The 20,732-nt window shown below is 70.2% G+C and carries 16 protein-coding genes; 5 read left to right on the top strand and 11 right to left on the bottom strand.

What is annotated here, in order from left to right; translation table 11 throughout:
* Nucleotides 1-774: 774 nt before the first annotated feature.
* On the top strand, nt 775-3,645 hold the full coding sequence (locus ACTOQ1_RS10650) for a helix-turn-helix transcriptional regulator (RefSeq protein WP_440066099.1): 2,871 nt from the start codon (nt 775-777) through the stop codon (nt 3,643-3,645).
* A gap of 202 nt (nt 3,646-3,847) precedes the next feature.
* Here the strand turns inward: ACTOQ1_RS10650 and ACTOQ1_RS10645 are convergent, their stop codons facing one another.
* The 4 genes from ACTOQ1_RS10645 to ACTOQ1_RS10630 form a co-directional block, all read right to left on the bottom strand.
* The gene (locus ACTOQ1_RS10645; protein ID WP_440066098.1) at nt 3,848-4,714 is read right to left on the bottom strand and encodes a hypothetical protein; all 867 of its coding nucleotides are present in this window, start codon (nt 4,712-4,714) and stop codon (nt 3,848-3,850) included.
* Nucleotides 4,711-5,040 (bottom strand): PadR family transcriptional regulator, encoded by a 330-nt coding sequence (locus ACTOQ1_RS10640; RefSeq protein ID WP_440066097.1) that lies wholly within the window; start codon nt 5,038-5,040, stop codon nt 4,711-4,713. The genes ACTOQ1_RS10645 and ACTOQ1_RS10640 overlap by 4 nt, the downstream gene beginning before the upstream one ends.
* Nucleotides 5,041-5,137: 97 nt before the next feature.
* Nucleotides 5,138-5,869, bottom strand: coding sequence for a hypothetical protein (locus ACTOQ1_RS10635; protein WP_440066096.1), 732 nt, complete (start codon nt 5,867-5,869; stop codon nt 5,138-5,140).
* A gap of 257 nt (nt 5,870-6,126) precedes the next feature.
* Nucleotides 6,127-6,696 carry a PadR family transcriptional regulator gene (locus tag ACTOQ1_RS10630; protein WP_440066095.1) on the bottom strand — a complete coding sequence of 190 codons (570 nt, stop codon included), beginning with the start codon at nt 6,694-6,696 and terminating at the stop codon, nt 6,127-6,129.
* A gap of 53 nt (nt 6,697-6,749) precedes the next feature.
* On the opposite strand from ACTOQ1_RS10630, the gene ACTOQ1_RS10625 reads away from it, so the two are divergent.
* Nucleotides 6,750-7,940, top strand: coding sequence for an FAD-dependent oxidoreductase (locus tag ACTOQ1_RS10625; protein WP_440066094.1), 1,191 nt, complete (start codon nt 6,750-6,752; stop codon nt 7,938-7,940).
* Between the two features lie 15 nt (nt 7,941-7,955).
* Here ACTOQ1_RS10625 and ACTOQ1_RS10620 read toward each other — a convergent pair whose 3' ends face one another.
* Nucleotides 7,956-8,825 carry a UbiA family prenyltransferase gene (locus ACTOQ1_RS10620; protein ID WP_440066093.1) on the bottom strand — a complete coding sequence of 290 codons (870 nt, stop codon included), beginning with the start codon at nt 8,823-8,825 and terminating at the stop codon, nt 7,956-7,958.
* Nucleotides 8,826-9,069: 244 nt separating this feature from the next.
* Here ACTOQ1_RS10620 and ACTOQ1_RS10615 point away from each other — a divergent pair, with 244 nt between their 5' ends.
* Genes ACTOQ1_RS10615 through ACTOQ1_RS10605 form a run of 3 tightly spaced genes read left to right on the top strand, consistent with a single transcriptional unit; the run spans nt 9,070 to nt 12,069 of the window.
* Complete coding sequence (locus ACTOQ1_RS10615; RefSeq protein ID WP_440066092.1) at nt 9,070-10,398, top strand: type III polyketide synthase; 1,329 nt, start codon at nt 9,070-9,072, stop codon at nt 10,396-10,398.
* Nucleotides 10,399-10,405: 7 nt separating this feature from the next.
* Complete coding sequence (locus ACTOQ1_RS10610; protein ID WP_440066091.1) at nt 10,406-11,059, top strand: isoprenylcysteine carboxyl methyltransferase family protein; 654 nt, start codon at nt 10,406-10,408, stop codon at nt 11,057-11,059.
* Nucleotides 11,056-12,069, top strand: coding sequence for an NAD(P)/FAD-dependent oxidoreductase (locus tag ACTOQ1_RS10605; RefSeq protein ID WP_440066090.1), 1,014 nt, complete (start codon nt 11,056-11,058; stop codon nt 12,067-12,069). The genes ACTOQ1_RS10610 and ACTOQ1_RS10605 overlap by 4 nt, the downstream gene beginning before the upstream one ends.
* 121 nt (nt 12,070-12,190) lie before the next feature.
* Here ACTOQ1_RS10605 and ACTOQ1_RS10600 read toward each other — a convergent pair whose 3' ends face one another.
* From ACTOQ1_RS10600 to ACTOQ1_RS10575, 6 genes are all read right to left on the bottom strand, one after another.
* Nucleotides 12,191-13,051: a hypothetical protein gene (locus ACTOQ1_RS10600; RefSeq protein WP_440066089.1), complete on the bottom strand. Its 861-nt coding sequence runs from the start codon at nt 13,049-13,051 to the stop codon at nt 12,191-12,193.
* A 386-nt stretch (nt 13,052-13,437) separates the two neighbouring features.
* A complete protein-coding gene (locus ACTOQ1_RS10595) occupies nt 13,438-14,115 on the bottom strand; it encodes a DUF624 domain-containing protein (RefSeq protein ID WP_440066088.1) in 678 nt (225 codons plus the stop codon).
* A 275-nt stretch (nt 14,116-14,390) separates the two neighbouring features.
* Entirely contained in the window at nt 14,391-16,040 is a 1,650-nt protein-coding gene (locus tag ACTOQ1_RS10590; RefSeq protein ID WP_440066087.1) for an ABC transporter substrate-binding protein, read from the bottom strand.
* An 85-nt stretch (nt 16,041-16,125) separates the two neighbouring features.
* On the bottom strand, nt 16,126-17,043 hold the full coding sequence (locus tag ACTOQ1_RS10585) for a carbohydrate ABC transporter permease (protein WP_440066086.1): 918 nt from the start codon (nt 17,041-17,043) through the stop codon (nt 16,126-16,128).
* A complete protein-coding gene (locus ACTOQ1_RS10580) occupies nt 17,040-18,032 on the bottom strand; it encodes an ABC transporter permease (RefSeq protein WP_440066085.1) in 993 nt (330 codons plus the stop codon). The genes ACTOQ1_RS10585 and ACTOQ1_RS10580 overlap by 4 nt, the downstream gene beginning before the upstream one ends.
* 735 nt (nt 18,033-18,767) lie before the next feature.
* Nucleotides 18,768-20,603, bottom strand: coding sequence for an AMP-dependent synthetase/ligase (locus tag ACTOQ1_RS10575; RefSeq protein WP_440066084.1), 1,836 nt, complete (start codon nt 20,601-20,603; stop codon nt 18,768-18,770).
* Nucleotides 20,604-20,732 lie beyond the last annotated feature (129 nt).

Raw genomic sequence — 20,732 nt, 5'->3', positions numbered from 1 at the left:
GAACGGGTGCGGGGCCGGTCGGCGGGGTCGATCGCAGAAGGCGCACGAGGCGAACAGCAGGGCTTCGGCAGACGGTGAGGCGGATCCTTCGCCCCGCGACGCCAATGGTCGTCATCACCGGTCTCCCCGCACGTGGGCTTCCTGAAGAGCGACGTCTCCGGGGACGGGAGATCGGCCCGCCGCCCCCATGATCTGTCGGTCAGCAGACGCACAAGGCCCGTGGCGATCACCATCCACGTGAGCAGGGTGATCAGGGGCCACATGAGTATCATCCAGTTGTCGTACGGGTCCGCCATTACCATCCTTCTGAAAAACAGATTCGAGGGGGATGCCGGAGTTCCGAGGGGACCGGGAGCCGCTACCGGCGGGTCGCCACCGCCGTCACTCCCTTACGCTCCTCAGCCGAGGGGATCCTTTTCGCGCCACTTCACCGGGAATGAGTGAACGGTATGAGCTTGGCCTTCGACCAAAGGCCGCCGTATCGCACATTTATGCATGTTTGTACCTCTGCGCTCCGCGCGTGCGACCATCGGTTTGGAGCTCGGTTGGAGTGGGCTTGGCCCCTGTTTTACGGACGTCCAAGGTCAGGTGTTCGCCCTCGCGGCCATGTCGCACGACGAGAAGCGCGGGAAGGACGAAGCCGGGTGAAGACCTTGCGCGCTTGAGCGGGCAACGGCTTTCTTCGCTAAGTGACGTTACGGAGGCCGGGGAACATCGCGGGCCCCCTCCGGCCCCGTACTTGACACGGCTGACATCTGGGTGGTTCATGGGCCTATGGGGCATTCATCCCGCCGTGACCGTGAAACTGCTGATGAGCCCGATCTCCATCAGTCGTCGTGGCCTGGTTGGCGTGGCCGCGCGCGGGAGTGGCGGCTCGTCGTCGGGTTGCTGCAGGCGGCCAAGATCGGCCGGGGCGGGATCATACTGGTCGAGGGCCGGTCGGGCGTCGGAAAGAGCCGTCTGCTCGACATGGCCGTCACCGCGGCGGCGAGGGCGGGGTTGGAGATCGCCCAGGGCACGGCGGACGAGCTGACCCAGCTGATACCGCTGGCCCCGCTGACATCGGCGCTCGGACAATCCGGCTGTGCGCTTCCCGCAGACGATCACATGACCGTCTCCGGTCCGGCCGATCAGCGACTGCTGCTGGTGGAGCGACTACAAGGCCCCCTGGAGCAGCGGGTGGCTCAAAAACCGCTGCTCCTCACCTTGGACGACCTGCAGTGGGCCGACCCGATAACCCTGCTGGCGCTGCGGTCGATGACCAGAGACCTCGCCTCCTACCCGCTCGTATGGATGCTGACCCGCACCAGCGGCAGCGGCGATGGCCCCCGCCTCAACTGTCTGTTCGACGTACTGGAACGTGACGGCGCGAGCCGGATCACGTTGGAGGCGCTGGACGAGCGAGCAGTGGCCGACGTCGTCACCGACGTCCTCGGGGCAGCGCCCGAACCGGACGTGCTGGCCCTGGCCGACATCGCGGACGGCAATCCCTTCCTGCTCGTCGATCTTCTGGAGAAACTCAAAAGCGAGTGCGTCTTCCGGATCGCCGACGGTCACGCACGGATGATCTCGGCACGACTGCCGTGTGCTCAGGCGATCACCCAGGAACGTCTGGAGGAGCTGTCCGCACCGACCAGGCACATGCTGCAGGGCGCCGGAATCCTGGGCCGTTCATTCTCGGTGAGAGATCTGACCGAGATATTCGGCGAATCGACCAGTGGCCTGTTGCCGATGCTGGAGGAGGCGATGGCGGCCGGCATCGTCGAACCCGCCGGGGACGAGCTCGCCTTCCGGCACGATCTGCTGTGGCAGGCGGTGATCGGAACCATCCCCGCCCCCGTACGCCGGGCCCTGCACCACGACGCGGCAGAGATGCTGCTCAACCGAGGCGGGTCGGCCGTTCCCGCCGCCGCGCACCTCATTCACAGCGCCGGCCGCGGTGATACGTCCGCACTCCTTGGACTGGACCAGGCGGCACGGGAGGTGCTGCGGTCCTCACCTCAGACCGCCGCCGACCTCGCCCTGCGGGCGCTGGAACTCAGCGGCTCCACCGACCCCGGCTGGTTCGGTCGCGCCACCACCGCGGTCGACGCCCTGACGGTCATCGGACGGCTGTCCGAGGCGGCCGATCTTGCCCGTGCCGCGCTGGGCAGGGCCCCGGCCTGCCACGCGCCTCGCCTGCGATGCGCGCTGGCGCACATCCTGCTGCTGAGCGGCCGACCGGCGGATGCGGTATCCGAGGCCGAAAGCCTGCTCGCCAGAAAAGACCTGCCCGAGGACCTTCGCGGCATCGCCGAATGGACGATGTTCTGGGGGCTTACCTGGCTGAACGACTTCCAGAAAGGACGGAAACAGGCGGAAGCCGTTCTGGCCGATCGAGAGCGGCACACCGATGCCGCCGTGGTCGGAGCTCTCCTGCTGCTCGCCCGGTTCGCGATGGTCGATGGGCGGATCGCCGACTCGTTCGCGCGTCTTTGCGAAGCCCTGCGCATCACCGACAGCGGCACCGCCGAAGCCATCCAGCGCCCGTACACGCGCCTGATACTGAGCCTCCACTACAGAGCCGTGCGTCAGTTCGATGCGGCCGACATCGCCATCCAGGCCGCGGAGGAGGAGATCAACGACCTCGGGCTGACCGTGCTCGCCGCACAACCCGCGCTGTTCCGCTCCGTTCTGAATCTGGGCGTCGGTCGACTTGACGACGCCGCCGCCGAGGCCCAAGCCGGGAAAACGATCGCCGAAGAGCTGGGCACACACGGGTTCATCCGCGTCGGGCTGTCCATACTCGCTGTCCTTGCCCTGCGGCGGGGCGACATCGACGCCGCGGTCGGGCACATCGAACGCTTCCAGTCCGTCCACGCCGCGCCCGAGATGTTGTTCGGATCGGTGTGGGAAAGGTGGGTGATGGCGGCGGTGGCCGAGGCCCAAGGTGATCCCGGACGGGCGATCGACATCCTTCACACGATCTACACCGACGAGGAGGAGCGGCGCTGGGCACTCCTCACGACGCCTCTCACGGCCGCCTGGATGACCCGGCTGGCGCTGGCCGCGGCGAACCGTCCGTACGCGCAGGCCATCGTTGACACGGCCGAGTACCTGGCCAGAAACAACCCGGACTTCCCCATCTTCGCCACCACGTTCGCCCACGCCCGCGGCATTTTCCATCAGGACCCCGGCGCGTTGACCGCCGCCGCCGATCAGCCCGAACCGTGGGCACGCGCCTTGGTCGCCGAAGACCTCGGCGTCCTGTGGGCCACCGATTCCGGCGCCGATGCCTCGGTGAAGGCCGTCGAGTGCCTGGATGAGGCGCTCGACGGCTACGAGCGCATCGGTGCGCTCTGGGACGTGGCCCGGGTGCGAGCCCGGCTGCGGGCACTGGGTGTACGGCGCCGCCACTGGGCCCGGTCCCAGCGGCCGTCTTTCGGATGGGACAGCCTCACCGACACTGAACGCGCGGTGGCCGACCTGGTCGCCCGAGGTATGACCAACCGCCAGGCCGCCGAGCGGATGTTCCTCTCCCCCCACACGGTGTCCACCCACCTTCGCCGGATGTTCGGCAAACTCGACATCGCGTCCCGTGCCGAGCTGGCTCGCATCGTCGCCGAGAAACGCCCCGACCTCCGCAGGACCTCTCAGGCCCGATGACTGAGATCACGGTGTCGCGAGGCCGGCCCAGGCGGCCGGCGCGAACCTGTCGCCTGGAGCGACGTCGTGGCGGCAGGAGATCGCTCCGGGTCACATCCCGAACGCGATCGACAAGGCCGGAACCGCCGGCCACCTCGCGACTCGACGACCATCGAGTCGCGGCGTTACGCGGGACAGCGGGGCGGCCGGACGCGCTTCCCCGTCAGGCGTGGGCGAGGTGCCGGACCGCCTGACGGCCGTGGCCGAGGGCCCGCCCGGCGATGAAAGCCGACATCGCCACGCTGACCGCCGCGCTCGCCGCCACCGCTGCCGCGAAGGAGGCCGTGACCCCCTCGGCACCCATGAGCATCAGGACGGCGATCGGCAGCCAGGCCAGGGCGGTGGCTCCGGCGGCGACGGCGAGCAACCGGCCGGCGGCACGGACGCCGGGGGCGAGCATGGGATCCCCGGCCGCCTTCGAAGGCAGCGCCAGGAGGAAGGCGAGCATCATCGGCACGAAGAAGCCGCCGGTCATGGCGTTGCCGAACACTCCCATCGGAAACCCGAAGTCCAGGAACACCATGCTCACGTACAGCCAGCCGAACAGTGCCGCTGGAACCAGGCACAGGGGCGCGAAGGCGATCACCTCGAAGGGGGCGGAAAGCTCGCTGCGTCTGATCACCCTCACCGCGTTCACCAGCAGCGGGAGCATCGCGAGCACGGCGATCATCGGTGCCGTCGTGAACACCGTGGTGCTCACGACGGCCAGCGGCTCCGCGACCGGCCCGTGCTCCAGAGCGTGCGACCACGTGGCCTCCAGGCTGGCCACCTGCCGGATGCCGGGGTTCCAGAGGTAGGTGAGCGCGATGCCGCCGACGATCAGTACGGCGGCGGGCGGAGTTCGCACGGCGGAGCCTCCTGGGATCAGGTCACGGTTGATCCGGGCGTCGAACGCGCCCGCGAGGAGATCGGCCACCGTGCGAAGCCGCACCGGGCGCGCCTCGATCAGCTCGCGGACCTCCTCCTCGTAGCGCCTGCGCCACGCCATGGGATAGAGCCGCAGCACTCCGACGGCCAGCGCCCGCATCATGACGACCCCCAGGCGACCCCCGCGCGCCTGGCGCCCGTCCGCTCGATCCGGCGCAGCGTCGCGAGCTGCTCGGTGAGCGCGCCCCTGCCGCTCTCCGTGAGCCGGTACGGCTTGCGTCGCTCGCCGGAGGCGACCTGCTCGATCCAGTCGCGCTTCTCCAGGCGCATGAGCGCCCCGTAGAGGGTGCCGGGCTCCAGAGCCGTCCCGGAGAACCCCTCGATGTCCTGGATCATCCGGTAACCGTGTTTGTCGCCCTCGGCGAGGCTGATGAGCACGAGCAGTGCCACATCGGTGAAGCGCCCGAGGTCCTGTGTTCGACGTCCCATCTATTCAGTAAAACTTAGTAAGTTGGACTAAGCAAGGGTGCCGGCGCGCCCGCCGTCGGCGACCGGCGAGGGAGACGGCGGGGCGCGCCGGGAGGGCTCAGAGCCCGAGCTTGGACAGTTCGTCGCTGGTGAAGGTGAGCTTCACGACGGGGGAGGTCTCGTCGCTCATGAAGGCGTAGAAATCGAGGTCCCAGAAGGGGTTGGGAGGCTCACCCGGAACGGCGTCCTTGACCCCCTGGACGCCAGGCGTGCCGCTCTTGTGGCGGGCGTACCACTGGTCGACGAAGAAGCAGTCGGGGCCGTAGGTCCTGATGTCGCCCACATCGCCCTCGGCGCGTCCCACGACGACGTAGGCGTGCCCGGCGCCCCCGGTGGTGTCGCGGAAGTTGACCAGCTCCACCTTGACGCCCGAGCCGAGCAGCTTGGGCTGGTCGGCGAGCATCCCGATGACGCAACAGGCGAAGAGCGTGCAGTTGGCGCCGGTGAGCCCGCGGTAGTTGGCCCGCCCGGTCGCGACGTACCCGCTCTTGAGCTTCTCGCGGGCCTCGGCGAACGTGGCCTGGGTCACCGGCCCGCCGAGCCCCGCCTCCTTGCCGATCGCCGGCAGGCGCACGGGCTTGAGGTCGGAGAACTGCTGCCCGTCGGGAATGATTTCTGGAACGTTCCCACCACCGGCCGCGATTTGCAGCTTCTTGATGACGACGTCGTCGTCCAGCAGCTGCGGCCAGGGGTTCCACAGCTTGGCCGTGGCCATCTTCGTCTTGGTGATCGCCGCCTGTACGGCCGCCATCCGTGTCTGCTTCGGGGTCGCGTGCGTGGTCTGACTCATGGTGATCTCCCAATTACTTTTCCGGAGGAACCATGACACTTCCACCGCGTTTCCCCGGTGGCAACGGGATGGCCTTTTGTGGCCAGAACAGGGGCGCCCGCGAGGATCCGGGCGGAGTTCACCCGGCCGCGCTCGCGCCCTCCCGACGGGGCCGGGAGTGCCGCGGGGCGGCGGTCCGGGCATCGGCGGACCGTCCGGGTGAGTGTCACGATGCCGGGGCGCCCGCGGCGGCCCGGCCTGGTGGACGCCGGTGGACCTCAGAGGCGGTAGTCCCAGCCGAGCAGGCCCGCGCGCAGGTCGCCGGCGAGGCCGCGGACGTAGTCGAGCTCGGCCTTGAGCACGGCCCGCTGGTACTCGGACTCCACCAGGAAGACGCGGGGCAGGAATCTCCCGCCCTCGGTCAGGTCGGTGTCCAGCTCCGACAGCCGCGTCTCCAGCGAGGTCAGGCGCTCCTCGAGCGCGGCACGGACCTCCTCGGGCGGCAGCACGACCATGAAGGCGAGCGCGGCGGGGAACTCGGGGAACTCGCGGGCCCGCGCGGAGAGCATCGTCCGCATCCACTGCCGCAGCGTGTCGCGGCCCGCCTCGGTGGGCTCGTAGACGGTCCGCTCCGGGCGGTTCTCCTCGCGCGAGGTCTCCCTGACCGCGATGAGCCCGTCGCGCAGCAGCCGGTCGATGGTCTGGTACACGCTGTTGCGCTGCGCGACGTTGACCACGTCGTCCTTGTGCCGCTCCTTGATCAGCCGCTGCATCCGGTACGCGTGCATCGGCGCCTCGGCGACCAGCGAGAGCAACGCCATGGCCAGGGGAGACCGCCTCGTAGACATGACGGACATCGTAGGACTCGCCAGGTAATAGTCATTTTATATATAGTCATCTTATGACCAAGAAAGCATTGATCATCGGCGGGGGCATCGCGGGTCCGGTAACGGCCATGGCCCTGCGGCGCGCGGGCGTGGACTGCGAGGTCTTCGAGGCGTACGACCGCGGGTCGGAGGGCGTGGGCGTCTTCCTCACGCTCGCGGTCAACGGGATCGAGGCCCTGCGCCTCCTCGACCTGCACGATCTCGTCCACGACCTGGGCATGGACTCCTCGCGGATGCTTATGCTCAACAGCCGGGGCAGGCCGCTCGCCTCCACCCGGCAGCCCAGCCGGACGCTGAAGCGCGCCGACCTCCACCTGGCGCTGCGCGACGAGGCCGTACGGCGCGGGGTGCGGATCCACTACGGCAAGCGCCTCACCGACGCCTCGATCACCGCGGACGGGGTGCGTGCGGTCTTCGCCGACGGCGGCACGGCCGAGGGCGACCTCCTGGTCGGCGCCGACGGGCTCCGCTCGCGCACGCGCACGGTCATCGACCCCGGCGCGCCGCGCGCCCGGCACGTCGGGCTGCTGAACACGGGCGGTTTCGCGGACGGCGTGGAGGTGCCGGGCGAGCCGGGAACGAACCACTTCATCTTCGGCAGGAGGGCCTTCTTCGGCTACCTGGTCCATCCGGACGGCCAGGTGTGGTGGTTCGCCAACCCGCCGAGCCCGAGGGAGCCGGCTCCGGAGGAGCTCGCGGCGGTCACCCCGGAACGGTGGCGCGCCACGCTGACGGAGCTGTTCAGGGACGACACCGGGCCGATGCTCGACATCATCCGCGCGACCGACCGCATCCCTGCCGGATGGAACACCTACGACCTCCCGACCGTGCCGAAGTGGTTCAACGAGCGCATGGTGATCCTGGGCGACGCCGCGCACGCGGCCTCGCCCTCGTCGGGCCAGGGGGCGTCCATGGCGATCGAGGACGCGGTGGTGCTGGCCAAGTGCCTGCGTGACGTCCCCGGCACCCTCGACGCGTTCGCCGCGTTCGAGAGGCTACGGCGGGGCCGGGTGGAGCGGATCGTGGCGCACGGCAGGCGCAGCGGAAGCGGCAAGGCCCCCGGAGCCGTCCGCGCCCTCCTCCGCGACCTCACGCTCCCCGCCATCATGCGGCAGGTGGACAGGAGGAACGCGCTGGCCTGGATACACGACCACCGGATCTCCTGGGACGAGCCGGTACCCGCGGCGTCCGCGACGTCTCGCTGAGACGCGGGCGGCCGGTCAGGGCGCGGTGATGGCGGTGCCGCGGGCGAGGAGCAGGGCGACGTCGACCGCGGCGACGGCGATCGCCATCGCGAAGGGGACGCGCGACGAGCCCCGGCCCAGTGCCAGCCCTCCGGCGGTGAAGACCCCCGCCGCCGCCAGGGCGGCCCAGCTTCCCGCGCCCGGCGGCTCCGGGGGCCCGAGGACGAGCAGGGCCGTCGCGGCCAGCAGGGGCAGCGGGATCAGGAGACGGACGCGGGCGGTGCCGAGCCGCTGCGGCCAGCCGCGGACCCCGCCCGCGAGGTCCGCGGGGATGTCGGGAAGCACGTTGGCCAGGTGCGCCCCGCAGCCGAGCAGCGCCGCGGCCGTCACCGCCCACCAGGCGGGCCACGGGTGTCCCGGCAGGCCCAGGGTCACGAACCCCGGCAGCGAGCCGAACCCCACCGCGTACGGCAGCCAGGACAGCGCGGTCGCCTTGAGCCCGAGGTCGTAGGCCCACGCCGCGGCGACGCCTGCCAGGTGGACGGCACCGGCGGCGGGACCGGAGGCCAGCGAGAGCGGCACGCACAGCGCCAGCGCTGAGAGCGCGGCGACCCACACCGTACGGACGCCCACCGCTCCGGAGGCGACGGGCTTGCCGGTGCGGCCCGCGGCGGCGTCCCGCGCGGCGTCCACCGCGTCGTTGCACCAGCCGATCGAGAGCTGTCCCGCCAGCACGGCCGCGGCCACCAGGGCGCACCCGGCCGCGTCGCGCCCGCTCGCGACGGCCAGCGCGGTCACCAGGGCGGTGACCGCCACGGTCGGTCCCGGGTGACAGGCCAGCAGTAATCCCCGTACGGCCCGGAGCGACGGCCCGGGGCCCAGGCGCGATGGCCGACTCCTCGTCACGGATCGATCGTAGGCGGGAACCTCACGGAGCGCGGGCACTCTCAAGGGCCGTTCCCTTCCCCCGTCCCGGCCCGCCACCTCGCGCAGCCGGAGCGAGAGCCGGAGCAGGAGCCGGAGCAGGAGCGCGGCTCTCCCGCGGACCGGAACCCCGCGGAAGACGGGCACGGAGGGCTTCGTGACGCATGCCACACGCGCAGGTGGGCAAAAGGGAGTTGTCCGCTGTTCGCGAGCCGGGAGTTACCAGATGACGCGAATCGTCGCTGTCCGCGGCGCACTCCCGACGAACCGCCACTCCCAGGCAGAGATCACCGACGCGTTCGCGCGAGCGTGCCTTCCCAAGGGTGCCAGCCGCCTGTTGCTCGACAGGCTGCACGCCTCCGCGCGGGTGGAGTCACGGCACCTGACGCTGCCGCTCGACCGGTACGCCAAGCTGGACGGCTTCGGCGCGGCCAACGACGCCTTCGTGGAGACGGCCGTGGAGCTGGGCGCCGAGGCGGTGGGCGGTGCGCTGCGGGACGCGGGGGTCCTTCCCGAGGACGTGGACATGATCCTCTTCACCTCGGTGACCGGTGTCGCGGCGCCCTCGGTGGACGCCAGGCTGGCCGGGCGGCTCGGGCTGCGCCCGGACGTCAAGCGGGTACCGGTCTTCGGCCTGGGCTGTGTCGCGGGGGCGGCCGGGATCGCCCGCCTCCATGACTACCTGCGCGGCTGGCCGGACCATCTCGCGGTGCTGCTCTCGGTCGAGCTGTGCTCCCTCACCCTGCAGCGCGGTGACGCCTCCATCGCCAACATGGTCGCGAGCGCCCTGTTCGGCGACGGGGCGACGGCCGTGGTGGCCTGCGGCGACGAATGGCGGCCACGGCGTACCGGATCCTCCGCGACCTCCCGCGCCGCCGCCGGGGCGAACGGCGCGTCCGCGACCACACGGCCCGCGGGACCCGCGGGCTCCTCCCCGCCGAACAGCGCGCCCGCCGCGCACCACCGGCTCCCCCTCTCCGGAGCCTCCGCGTCCCCTTCGTCTCCGGCGCCCGCGGGGTTCGCGAGGTCCTCCCCCGCGACCGGCGCGCCCGTGACGCACCGGCCGCCCTCCGAACCGGCGGGAACGTACGAGCTCCCGGAGCCGCCGGTCACGATGACCGGGCCGGCGGTGGTGGCCTCGCGCAGCCACCTGTATCCGGAGTCCGAGCACGTGATGGGCTGGCACGTCGGCGACACCGGCTTCCGCGTGGTGCTCGACGCGAGCGTCCCCGAGGTGGTGCGCACCTACCTGGCGGACGACGTGCACGGCTTCCTCGGTGACCACGGCCTGAGGGTCGAGGACGTGACGGCGTGGGTCTGCCATCCGGGCGGCCCGAAGGTCCTGGAGGCGGTGGCGGAGACGTTGCGGCTTCCCGAGGGCGCGCTGGACCTCACCTGGCGCTCGCTCGCCGCGATCGGGAACCTGTCCTCGTCCTCCGTCCTGCACGTCCTGCGGGATACGCTCGCCCTGCGGCCACCACCGCCGGGCACGCCGGGACTCCTCCTCGCGATGGGGCCGGGCTTCTGCTCCGAACTCGTACTGCTGCGCTGGTAGGAGCCCGATGTCCTGGCATCTGTCGTCCTGGTACCTGCTGCTCGTGCTGCTCGTCGGCCTGGAGCGCGTCGCCGAGCTGGTCGTCGCGCGCCGCAACGCGCGCTGGAGCATGGCGCGCGGCGGGGTGCTGTCCGGGCAGGGCCACTACCCGTGGATGGTCGCCCTGCACACCGGCCTGCTCGCCGGATGCCTGTTCGAGGCGGGCCTGGCCGACCGGCCCTTCGTGCCCGCGCTCGGCTGGCCGATGCTCGTCCTGGTGGTCGCCGCGCAGGGTCTGCGCTGGTGGTGCATCACCGCGCTGGGCCCGCAGTGGAACACCCAGGTCATCGTCGTGCCCGGCCTGCCGCTGGTGGAGCGCGGCCCCTACCGGCTGCGGTGGCTGCGCCACCCCAACTACGTCGCGGTGGCCGTCGAGGGGGCGGCGCTGCCTCTGGTGCACACCGCGTGGGTCACCGCGCTGGTGTTCACCGTGCTCAACGCCGCGCTGATGGTGGTGCGGATCCGCTGCGAGAACGACGCCCTGGCCTCGCTCGCCACGACGCCGCCGGCCGCCGGGACGGCGGGAACCGCGCCGCCGCAGGACGTGCCGCTCGCCACCGCGCCTCCGGGGGACGCGCCTCCGAGGGACGCGCCACCGTCCACCGGCAGGGCGCCGGCGTGATCGACGTCCTGATCGCGGGCGGTGGGCCGGCGGGTCTGGCCACCGCCATCCACGCCACACTGGCCGGGATGGAGGCGGTCGTCGTCGAGCCCAGGGCCGTACCGGTGGACAAGGCGTGCGGCGAGGGGCTGATGCCCAGCGGCACCGCCGCCCTGAGGTCGCTGGGGGTGCGGGTCGAGGGCAGGCCGCTGCGCGGCATCCGCTACCTGGACCGCCGGTACGCGGTGGAGGCGGCGTTCCGCGACGGGCCTGGCCTGGGTGTGCGGCGGACCGCGCTGCACGCCGCGCTGGCCCGGCGGGCGCGGGAGCTGGGCGTGGAGGTCGTGCCCGGCAAGGTGGACGGCGTGCGGCAGGACGGCGACGGGGTCGAGGCGGCGGGGCTGCGCGCCCGCTGGCTGGTGGCCGCGGACGGCCTGCACTCCCCGCTGCGCGCCCTGCTCGGGCTGGAGCTGCCGGGACGCGGGCCGCGCAGGTACGGGCTGCGGCGGCACTACCCGGTCGCGCCGTGGACGGACTTCGTCGAGGTCCACTGGGCGGCGGACGGCGAGGCGTACGTGACGCCGGTGGGCGAGAACCTGGTGGGCGTCGCCGTGCTGAGCTCGCGGCGGCGCGGCTACCCGGAGCACCTGGCGGACTTTCCCGCGCTCCTGGAGCGGCTGGAGGGACCGGCGGCGACCCCGGTGCGCGGGGCGGGACCGCTGCGCCAGCGGGTGCGCGCCCGGGTGGCCGGGCGGGTGCTGCTGGTCGGCGACGCGGCCGGCTACGTCGACGCGCTCACCGGGGAGGGGGTGTCGCTCGCGCTGACGTCCGCGCGGCTGCTGGTGGACTGCCTGCGGGCCGGTACCCCCGGGTCGTACGAGGCCGCCTGGCTGCGGCTGTCCCGGCGGCACCGGCTGCTCACCGGGGCGCTGGTGGGCACCCGGCGGTACCGGCCGGCGGGGCGGCTGATCGTCCCGGCCGCCCGGCGGCTGCCCTCCCTGTTCGGCGCGGCGGTGCACGCCCTGGCCTGACCTGGCACGTGTCCTCGCATGTCCTGGCACGTCCCTGGCACGTCCCTGGCCTGGCCTGATCCGATCTCGCCGGCCACCCGGTCCTCCGTCTCGACCCGGCCGGCCGAGCCAGGGGACACGTCTAGCGCGAGACCTTGTGGACGATGCCCAGCCTGGGGGCGTAGTGGTTCGTGCCCTGGAAGCGGATCCGCCACTCACCGCCCGTGCGATCGCCCACGGTCCGGGCGAAACGTCCCCGGGAGTCGGTCGTGGCGCCGGCCACCCTCGTCCATCCGGCCTTCTCCCCCGGCCGGTGCAGGATCTCGACGGGCTGGCCGGGGAAGGGCGCGTAGTCGAGGTCTCCCTGCGGGTCGACCCGGTTCAGCACCCCCGTCACCCGCACGCCCGAGCTCCCCCGGACCGCCTCCACCCCGCCGAACCTGGTCAGGCGCTTCAGCAGGAAGCCCGTGTGCCCGGTGACCTCGGCGCCGTCCGCGCCCCTGGCGGTCACGGAGACCGTCCAGGGTCCTGCCGGATACCAGCGGCTCAGGCTCTTCTCCGGGGCGAACCGCCAGGTCACCCAGCCCTCCCCCGGCCTGGAGACGATCTTCCCCGCCGTCGCCACGGCCGCGCCGGGAGCGAGGCGGGCGGCCACGACCGGGCCGGGTGCCGATCCGGGCGCGAGGGCGGGCCCCCGCCCGGGTCCCGGCCGGGCGGGCGTCCCGCGGCGGGGCGCGGTGACGGGGAAGGACGTGCCCGCCGAGGCGGGAGGCGCGCCGGGCTCGACGTTGATCCTCACCCCCTCGGGGCCGCTGACGCCCCGGGCCACCACCTCTATCACCATGCGTACGGAGTCGGCGGGCCCGACCACGGGGGTCGCGGGGCGCAGGGTCACCGAGCGGATCGTCAGGTCCTCGACAGCGGCGGCGGCCGGGGCTCCGGCCGGTGCCGGCAGGGTCACTGCCCCGGCCGCCAGGGATGCGAGAAGAACTCTCATCGTCATGATCAGGACGCTAGGAGGCCGCCGGTAACAAGCAGGTAGAGGACACACGCCCCGTTGGGCAAAGCGAGAGCCGCCCGCCGGGAAAAGCTCCCGGATCCCCCGAGGCCCGGCCGTTCCCCGGCCGTTCCCGCTGCTGTCGCTCGGCGCCCTCGCGATGAACGCGCAAGGCGTCAAGGCGTCAAGGCGTCAAGGCGTCAAGGCCGAGCGGGCCATGGGCAGGCCGATCATGTCGAGCCCGCACAGCATAGGAACACCGGGTCATGGGTCGCGTACGACTCAGATCGAGCAGGTGACGGTGACGCGGCACCGTCAGGCGCGGGAGAGGCGGCCACCATGGGCACGGGGCGTTCCCCGCGCGCGGTGTGGCCGCCCGTCCTCGATGGGTCTCAGGCCGTGAATCTCTCCCGCACCTCGGCGATCACCGTGCGGCTGTTCAGCAGGAGCATCGACGCGAACACCGAGGCCAGCAGCACCGGCAGCACCTCGGAGGCGATCAGCGTGAGACCTGCCGCCAGGACCAGCAGGCAGGCGTTGCCCAGTGAGGCCCGGGGGGAACGGGTGAGGAAGTACACGGCCAGGCGGGCGACGTCCCGCGCGCGGAACGCGAACAGGGAGGTGATCACCAGCACGTTGGCGATCCAGAGGGTCGCCGCCACGGCGATGAGGACCGACAGCACGGCCCACCATCCCGGGACGCCGGTGGTGGCGAGGTTCGACCCGATGACGGCCAGCCACAGCAGCCACGGGATCCAGAGCTTGGCGACCCCGCGGAGGTTGGCCCGGTAGCCGCGCCAGAACGCCGCCCCGGGATGGAGGTCGGTGAGGTCCAGGCGGCGGTGGTGCAGCGCGTACAGCGCGGCCGAGAGCGCCGGGCCGGCCGGGATCAGGCAGAGCGCGGCCAGCGGGATGTTGGTGGCGTCACGGCCGAGCAGGACGAGCCCGATCAGGCCGGGCACGGTGGTGAGCAGGAACAGCAGCTCGACCACCAGCAGGGTGTAGACGAGCGCGCAGGCACGCGCGAGAGGTCCTTCGCCGAACCGGATTCCGGCCGTCGTGTCGGTCATCGAATATCTCCAGCGTGGAAACCTCGTCCTTCAGGATGAGGAGGAAACGCGGCGCGGTGCCGTACGGATTCGGCAAGGTTTTCGGCGGTGGCGACAACCAAGCCGCCATATGCGTGATGCGAGGCCCTCGCCGCCGGGCCGGCGGGGAGGTGAAACGCCTGTAAAGCCGGCGTAAGACCTCAAAGGGGAAGTTTTCTCCTGGTGGGCGGCTGGCGGTGAAGCAGGAATTCCCGCGGGTGACCGTGAGAGCCCCCTTCCTTCCCGGAGGGGGGATGTCAACCGTGCTTTTGCTTGAACCGCTCGTAGGCGCCGTTCATCATGTTGACCAGGGAGGTCATGTTGTTGGCCTCGAGTTCCTTGACGTAGGCGCCCCACTCGCCGAGATCGCGTTTGCCGAGGATGAACCTGAGCGTGTTCTGGGTGACGTGGTCCTTCAGCGGCGTCTGCCACAGCGTCACCTGCTCGCGCTCCTCGTCGGTGAGCGGGTGCGGGGGCGGCACCGGCAGCGGCTTGCGGGAGTTCATCTCCTTCTGGAACGCGATCTCCTCCTCCGAGAAGGTCGACTGCAACAACTCGGTGGGCCCGCCGTAGGCGAAGATCCCGTTGGAGAAACCGAAGTCCTTTTGCAGGTGCTTGGGCGCCTTGGGGTTGAGCCCGACGAAGTCGACGTCGGAGGCGAGCTTGTACTTCCCGGACGCGTCCTTGGTGTGGGTGGCCCCCTCCACCCCCCACTTGGCGAACGCCTGACCTGCGTCGGAGTACCACAACCAGTCGATGAACTGCATCATCGCGACGAAGTTCTTGCTGTCGCGGGCCTTCTTGGAGATCATGACGCCGTTCTCCAGACGGGTGTTGCCCGCCCCGTACTTGATCGGCCCCAGCGGGCCGACGGGCAGGGGGATCTTGACGAGCCTGGCGTCGGGGTTGGCCTTCTCCAGCGGCGGCCGATACTCGTTGACCAGCGTCTGGGCATTCGAACCGATCACGAAGGACTTACCCGACACCAGCTTCTGGATCGCCAGGTCGTCGGTCTGGGTGAAGCTCTCCGGGTCGAGCAGCTTCTCCTGCACCAGCGTGTGCAGATACTCCAGCATCTGCCGGTAGGGCTCCGTGGCGCCGGTGAAGGCGAACTTCTGGGTGGTGGGCTCCCACACCACCCCCTCCCCGTAGCCCCAGCCGCCGGGGGCGCCGTAGGAGATGCCGACGATGTTCAGCAGGTTGGCGCCGGGCGTGAGGGTTCCCCAGCGGTCGGAGAAGGGGTAGGAGCCGGGATACTCCGCCTTCAGCGCCTTCAGCACGGTGCGTAACTCCTCCCACGTCTGCGGGATGGCGAGCCCGTGCTTGTCCAGGATGTCGACGCGGACCGCCAGGGAGTAGTCCACCCAGTGGTCCTGGTGCAGGCCGGGCAGCAGGTAGAAGCGGCCGTCCTCCTGCCGGATCGTGTCCAGGTCGGCCTGAAGGTTCCACTTGGCGACCTTCTCGGTGAAGTTCGGCATCAGGTCGAGGTAGTCGCTGACCGGCAGGATTGCGCCGGAGGCGACGAAGGGGGTCTCCTGGGCGGGGTAGGTCTTGGGGATGATGAGCGGGGCGTCACCCGCGCCGATCACCAGGCTGCGCTTGTTCTCGTAGTCGCTGAGCGGCACCACGCTCGGCTGGAGGGTCACGTTGGTCCGTTTGCCGAGCTCGGACCAGAACAGCCAGTCGTTCTTGATCGGGTAGAACGGGTGGTTGTTGTACAGCATGGTGAACGACAGCGGCGCGGCGGCCTTGAACTGGGCGCCGGCCCCATAACCGGGCATCGCGCCCTCCCGATTGGCCGCCAGGTTGTCGGACGGCTTCTTGGCGTCGTCGTCACTGCCGCAGCCGGCCAGGACGGCGAAGGTGCCCATCGCGACCATCGCCTGACGCCGGTTCATCTGATACATGCACGTCTCCTTTTTCTCGGATGTCTCGAAAACAGGTGGAGGAGGAGAACCGGGCCGGCGACCGAGCGGGCTGGCAGGCCCACGGCTATCCCTTGACCGCGCCGAGCGTGACCCCGGTGACGAAGTAGCGCTGGACGAAGGGGTAGATCCCCAAGATGGGCACGATGGTGAGCACCGTCGTCACCGCCTTGATGTTGGCGGCCACCGTCATGTTCATCGCATCGGCGCCCACCGACGACGCGCCGGTGGCGCCGGCGATCAGGTTGCGCAGGAAGACGGTCACCGGAAACAGATCGGACTGGCTCATGTAGAGGAACGCGGCGAACCACGAGTTCCAGAACGCGACGGCGTAGAACAGCACCATCGTGGCGATCACCGCTTTCGACAGCGGCAGCACGATCCGGAGCAAGATGCCGTAGGTGTTCATCCCGTCGATCGCGGCGGCCTCCTCCAGCTCGACCGGCAGCCCCTCGAAGAACGCCTTCATGATCAGGAGGTTGAAGACGCTGATGGCGTTCGGCAGCACGATCGCCCAGATGCTGTCCTTCATCCCGAGACTGGTGATCAGCACGTAGTTGGGGATGATGCCGCCGGAGAAGAACATGGTGAACACGGCGATCCCGATCAGGAGCCTGCGGCCCTTGAGATGCCTCTTGGACAACACGTAGGCATAACAGGTGGTCATGAACATCGCGATCGCCGTGGCCACGACCGTGTACACCACGGTGTTGCGGTAGTTCGTCCAGAACGTCGGATCAGAGATCACATACTCGTACGTCGACAGGGTGAAGCCGCGGGGGATGAGGTTGACCTGACCCGAGCGGATCGCGGCCTCATCACTCAACGAGCGGGCGACCACGTTGACGAAGGGGTACAGGGTCACGATCACGACACCGGCCAGAACGACGGCGTTGACCGCCTGGAACACCCGATAACCCCGGCTGTTGTCCACCCTCGCCGCCCGGTCCGCCCTCGCCTCCTGGTCCGCCTGGTCCGTGCTCACCACAGGCTCGTCCCCACCGTGCGCCGGGAGATCAGATTCGCCGACAACACCAAAATCAGCCCGATCAACGCCTCGAACAGGCCGATCGCCGTGGCATAGCTGAAGTTGTTCGACACCACGCCCATCCGGTACAGGTACGTGGAGATCACGTCCGCCGTCGGGTACGTCAGCGGGTTGTACAGCAACAACACCTTCTCGAACCCGACCGCCATGAACGCTCCGATGTTCAAGATCAGCAACGTGACCGCGGTCGGCCGGATGCCGGGCAGCGTCACGTGCCAGGTCTGCCGCCACCGGCCCGCCCCGTCGATCCGCGCCGCCTCGTACAGCTGGTCGTCGATGGTGGTCAGCGCGGCGAGATAGAGAATCGTCCCCCACCCGACGGTCTGCCACATCTCCGAGGACACATAGATCGTCCGAAACCACTCCGGCTGCTGCAGGAACGAGATGGGGTCATCGCCCGCCACCCGCAGGATCTGGTTCACCGGCCCGTCCACCGACAACAACTCGATGACCAGACCGGCCACCACCACGATCGACAGAAAATGCGGCAGATATGACACCGACTGGACGAACCGCTTCAGGCGCCGCTGCCGCACCTCGTTGATCAGCAACGCCAGCACGATCGGCATCGGAAAACAGAACAACAAGGTCAGCGCGCCCAGCACCAGCGTGTTGGTGAACACCTGCCAAAACGTCGGATCGTTCAAAAACATCCGCACGTAGCGCAGGCCCGCCCACTCCTCACCCAGCACGCTGCCACCGGGCTCGAACTTCCGAAAGGCGATCACATTGCCGAGCATCGGCAGGTACCGGAATATCGCGAAGAACAGCAGCGGAAGAACCGCCAGCGAGTACAGCTGCCAATCACGGCGCAGCGCCTGGCGCCAGCTACGACCGGGAGGGCGCTTCTCGCGGACAGGATCGGACGTCACCTCACCTGGATCGGGAGTGCCCGATGACACCTCGACCGTCCCGGTCGTGCTCATCCCCGCGTCTCCGGTACCGGCCGGTGAACGCGTACCGGCGGCCGCGGGCGTCGCCGGTGGACCGCCTGTTCGCTCATGCCGTCCCTTCGACCGGCGGCGGCGTCACCTGACGCTGTCGGCCGGGAATCAATCGGAGTCGTGAGGCTGAAACTTTCAATTAGCTTTATTAATATTGCGGAAATATAAGCGGCTAGTAGAGGTGCGTCAAGGGAGGTGTCAACAGCCTTATGCCGAGGAAGGCCTTTCTCGCCCTCACTCGTAGCTCAACGTCGTGCGAACTCGGCGCACTTCAGTCTTCCGAAATGTTTCGGAACCGGTGAGCAACCAGCGTCCCTGTCACCCCGCGGCGAAAGGTCCCGGCTCACGGTGCCGGACCAGCGCTCCTCGCCCGTGCTGGGACAGCGCCCCTCGCCCGCGCCGGTCCGGCGACCCGCTCCTCGCGGCCCGGCGGTCCGGACCGGGAGGTCAGCGGGCCGCCCGGCCCTTTCCCCGGGCCGGGTCCGGCGTGTCGAATCCCGCTCCACCGCTCGCGCGTCGTCTGGACGATCGGCGCCTTCCAAGCGTCCTGGCGGCCGTGAACGTTTCACGCGGCGCGACGCGGGGGCGGGAGCACAGTGCTTTTCACAGCGACCAGATCAAGGAAAGGAGAACCCGGCGCCCGGCGACGGCGGGCGCCGGGCGGCTCGTGGGCGGCTCGCGGTCTCCTCGTGGTCAGCTCTCGTTCATGCCGTGTGGTCAGCCCTCGTACATGCCGTCGATGATCTCGGCGTACTTGGCGTGGATGACGCGGCGCTTGAGCTTCAGGCTCGGGGTGAGCTCCGTGCTCTCGGCCGTCCACTCCACCGGCAGCAGCCGCCAGCGCTTGATCTGCTGGACGCGGGCCAGCTTCTCGTTGGCGACGGCGATCGCACCCTCGACGGCCTTGAGGACGTCGGGGTGCTCGGCGAGGTCGGCCAGGGTGGTGAACGAGACGCCGTTGGCCTGCGCCCAGCCGGGGGCCACCTCGCCGTCGAGGGTGAGGATCGCCACCGGGTACGGCCTGCCGTCGCCGTAGGCGAGGGCCTGGCCGATGAGCGGGTGCTCCTTGAGGTGGCTCTCGATGTTGGCCGGGGAGATGTTCTCGCCCCCGGAGGTGATGATGATCTCCTTCTTGCGGTCGACGATGCTGACGAAGCCGTCCTCGTCGATGGAGCCCACGTCCCCGGTGTGCAGCCAGCCGTCCTCGTCGAGCAGCTCGGCGGTGGCCTCGGGCCGTCCGAGGTAGCCGCGGGTGTTGGCCGGGCTGCGGGTGATGATCTCGCCGTCCTCGGCGATCCTGACCTCGACGCCGGGGCCCGCCTGGCCGACCGTGCCGAGCTTGTAGCGGTCGGGGGCGTTGGCGGTGAACGCGCCGGTCGTCTCGGTCATGCCGTACACGTCGAGGACCCGCAGGCCGAGGCCGGCGAAGAAGCGCTGGACCTCCAGCGGCATCGGCGCGGCGGCGGTGGCGAGCCAGCCCGCGTTGTCGAAGCCGATCATCGACCGGATGATCGACAGCAGGGCGGCGTCGGCCTGCTCGTAGGCGGCCAGGACCTCGGGCGAGGGGGTGCGCCCGTACTGGTTGGCCTCGATGTAGGCGAGCCCGGCGGCCATCGCCTGGCGCACGCTCTCCTGCTGCTCCTCAGGCTGGGTGGCGAGCAGCGCCTGCAGGCGGGCCATCATCTTCTCCCACACGCGCGGCACCCCGAAGAACAGCACCGGCTTGACCTGGCCGAGGGTGGCGCCGAGCTGGGCGAGGTCGGTGCAGAAGTGGGTGTGGGAGAACTTGAAGAGCGGCAGGTAGAGGCTGAGCACCCGCTCGGCGATGTGCGCGTAGGTGAGGTAGGAGATCTGGGTGCCGTTGCTGGGCAGGTCGGCCATCCGGTTGGTGGCCACGACCTCGAAGAACACGTTGGCGTGGGTCAGCGGCACGCCCTTGGGGTTGCCGGTGGTGCCGGAGGTGTACAGGACGGTGAGGACGTCGTCGGCGGTCACCGCCTGCCAGCGGGCGTCGACGGCGGCGGGGTCGGCGGCGAGCCTCTCGCGGCCGAGGGCCAGGAAGTCGTCCCAGGAGACGAACCGGTCGCCGGCCGGGGCGCCCTCCAGCACGATGACCTTGCGAAGCTCGGGAAGGTCGTCCAGGACCGGCTCCCACCTGGCCAGGTCGGCCGGTCCGCCGAGCACCGCGATCCTCGCCGCGACGTCACCGGCCACGAACGCCACCTGCTCGGGGGCGAAGGTCGAGTAGACCGAGCAGGACACGGCGCCGGCGTGCACCGCGCCCAGATCCGCCAGCACGTGCTCGCTGCGGTTGACCATCATGAGCGCGACCGCCTCGCCGGGCTCCAGCCCGAGGGCGGCGAAACCGGCGGCGATCTCCAGGACCCGCTGCCTGGCCTGGGAGTAGGTCAGGGTGGACCAGCCCCCCTCGACCGGGTCGGAGTACGCCGGTGCGTCGGGATTGCTCTCCGCCGCCTCCTTCAGCTGACCGCAGACCGTACGGCCCGCGATCTCCCTCTCGATCGCCGCCCGCTCCTCAAGGACACCGGCCATGACGCGCCTCCAGAAAGTGCTCACTTGCACGAGTGGCATGCATCGCACCACACGCCGTTCCCCTTGGACAAGACCCTGAAAGGGAGAAGAAACGCCACATTGCGCAACCGGCTTTCCCGTTCCCACGGG

It is taken from the genome of Streptosporangium sp. OZ121 (genome assembly GCF_051918885.1).
Classification (GTDB): Bacteria; Actinomycetota; Actinomycetes; order Streptosporangiales; family Streptosporangiaceae; genus Streptosporangium.
Note: the sequence above shows the minus strand (reverse complement) of the source record. Positions and strands in the feature narration are given on the sequence as shown.

What these genes read in the sequence shown, in the direction of transcription:
- ACTOQ1_RS10650 (WP_440066099.1), top strand. Translation starts at nt 775, where the DNA reads ATGGGGCATTCATCCCGCCGTGACCGTGAAACTGCTGATGAGCCCGAT.
- ACTOQ1_RS10645 (WP_440066098.1), bottom strand. Translation starts at nt 4,714, where the DNA reads ATGATGCGGGCGCTGGCCGTCGGAGTGCTGCGGCTCTATCCCATGGCG.
- ACTOQ1_RS10640 (WP_440066097.1), bottom strand. Translation starts at nt 5,040, where the DNA reads ATGGGACGTCGAACACAGGACCTCGGGCGCTTCACCGATGTGGCACTG.
- ACTOQ1_RS10635 (WP_440066096.1), bottom strand. Translation starts at nt 5,869, where the DNA reads ATGAGTCAGACCACGCACGCGACCCCGAAGCAGACACGGATGGCGGCC.
- ACTOQ1_RS10630 (WP_440066095.1), bottom strand. Translation starts at nt 6,696, where the DNA reads ATGTCTACGAGGCGGTCTCCCCTGGCCATGGCGTTGCTCTCGCTGGTC.
- ACTOQ1_RS10625 (WP_440066094.1), top strand. Translation starts at nt 6,750, where the DNA reads ATGACCAAGAAAGCATTGATCATCGGCGGGGGCATCGCGGGTCCGGTA.
- ACTOQ1_RS10615 (WP_440066092.1), top strand. Translation starts at nt 9,070, where the DNA reads ATGACGCGAATCGTCGCTGTCCGCGGCGCACTCCCGACGAACCGCCAC.
- ACTOQ1_RS10610 (WP_440066091.1), top strand. Translation starts at nt 10,406, where the DNA reads ATGTCCTGGCATCTGTCGTCCTGGTACCTGCTGCTCGTGCTGCTCGTC.
- ACTOQ1_RS10600 (WP_440066089.1), bottom strand. Translation starts at nt 13,051, where the DNA reads ATGACGATGAGAGTTCTTCTCGCATCCCTGGCGGCCGGGGCAGTGACC.
- ACTOQ1_RS10595 (WP_440066088.1), bottom strand. Translation starts at nt 14,115, where the DNA reads ATGACCGACACGACGGCCGGAATCCGGTTCGGCGAAGGACCTCTCGCG.
- ACTOQ1_RS10590 (WP_440066087.1), bottom strand. Translation starts at nt 16,040, where the DNA reads ATGTATCAGATGAACCGGCGTCAGGCGATGGTCGCGATGGGCACCTTC.
- ACTOQ1_RS10580 (WP_440066085.1), bottom strand. Translation starts at nt 18,032, where the DNA reads ATGAGCACGACCGGGACGGTCGAGGTGTCATCGGGCACTCCCGATCCA.
- ACTOQ1_RS10575 (WP_440066084.1), bottom strand. Translation starts at nt 20,603, where the DNA reads ATGGCCGGTGTCCTTGAGGAGCGGGCGGCGATCGAGAGGGAGATCGCG.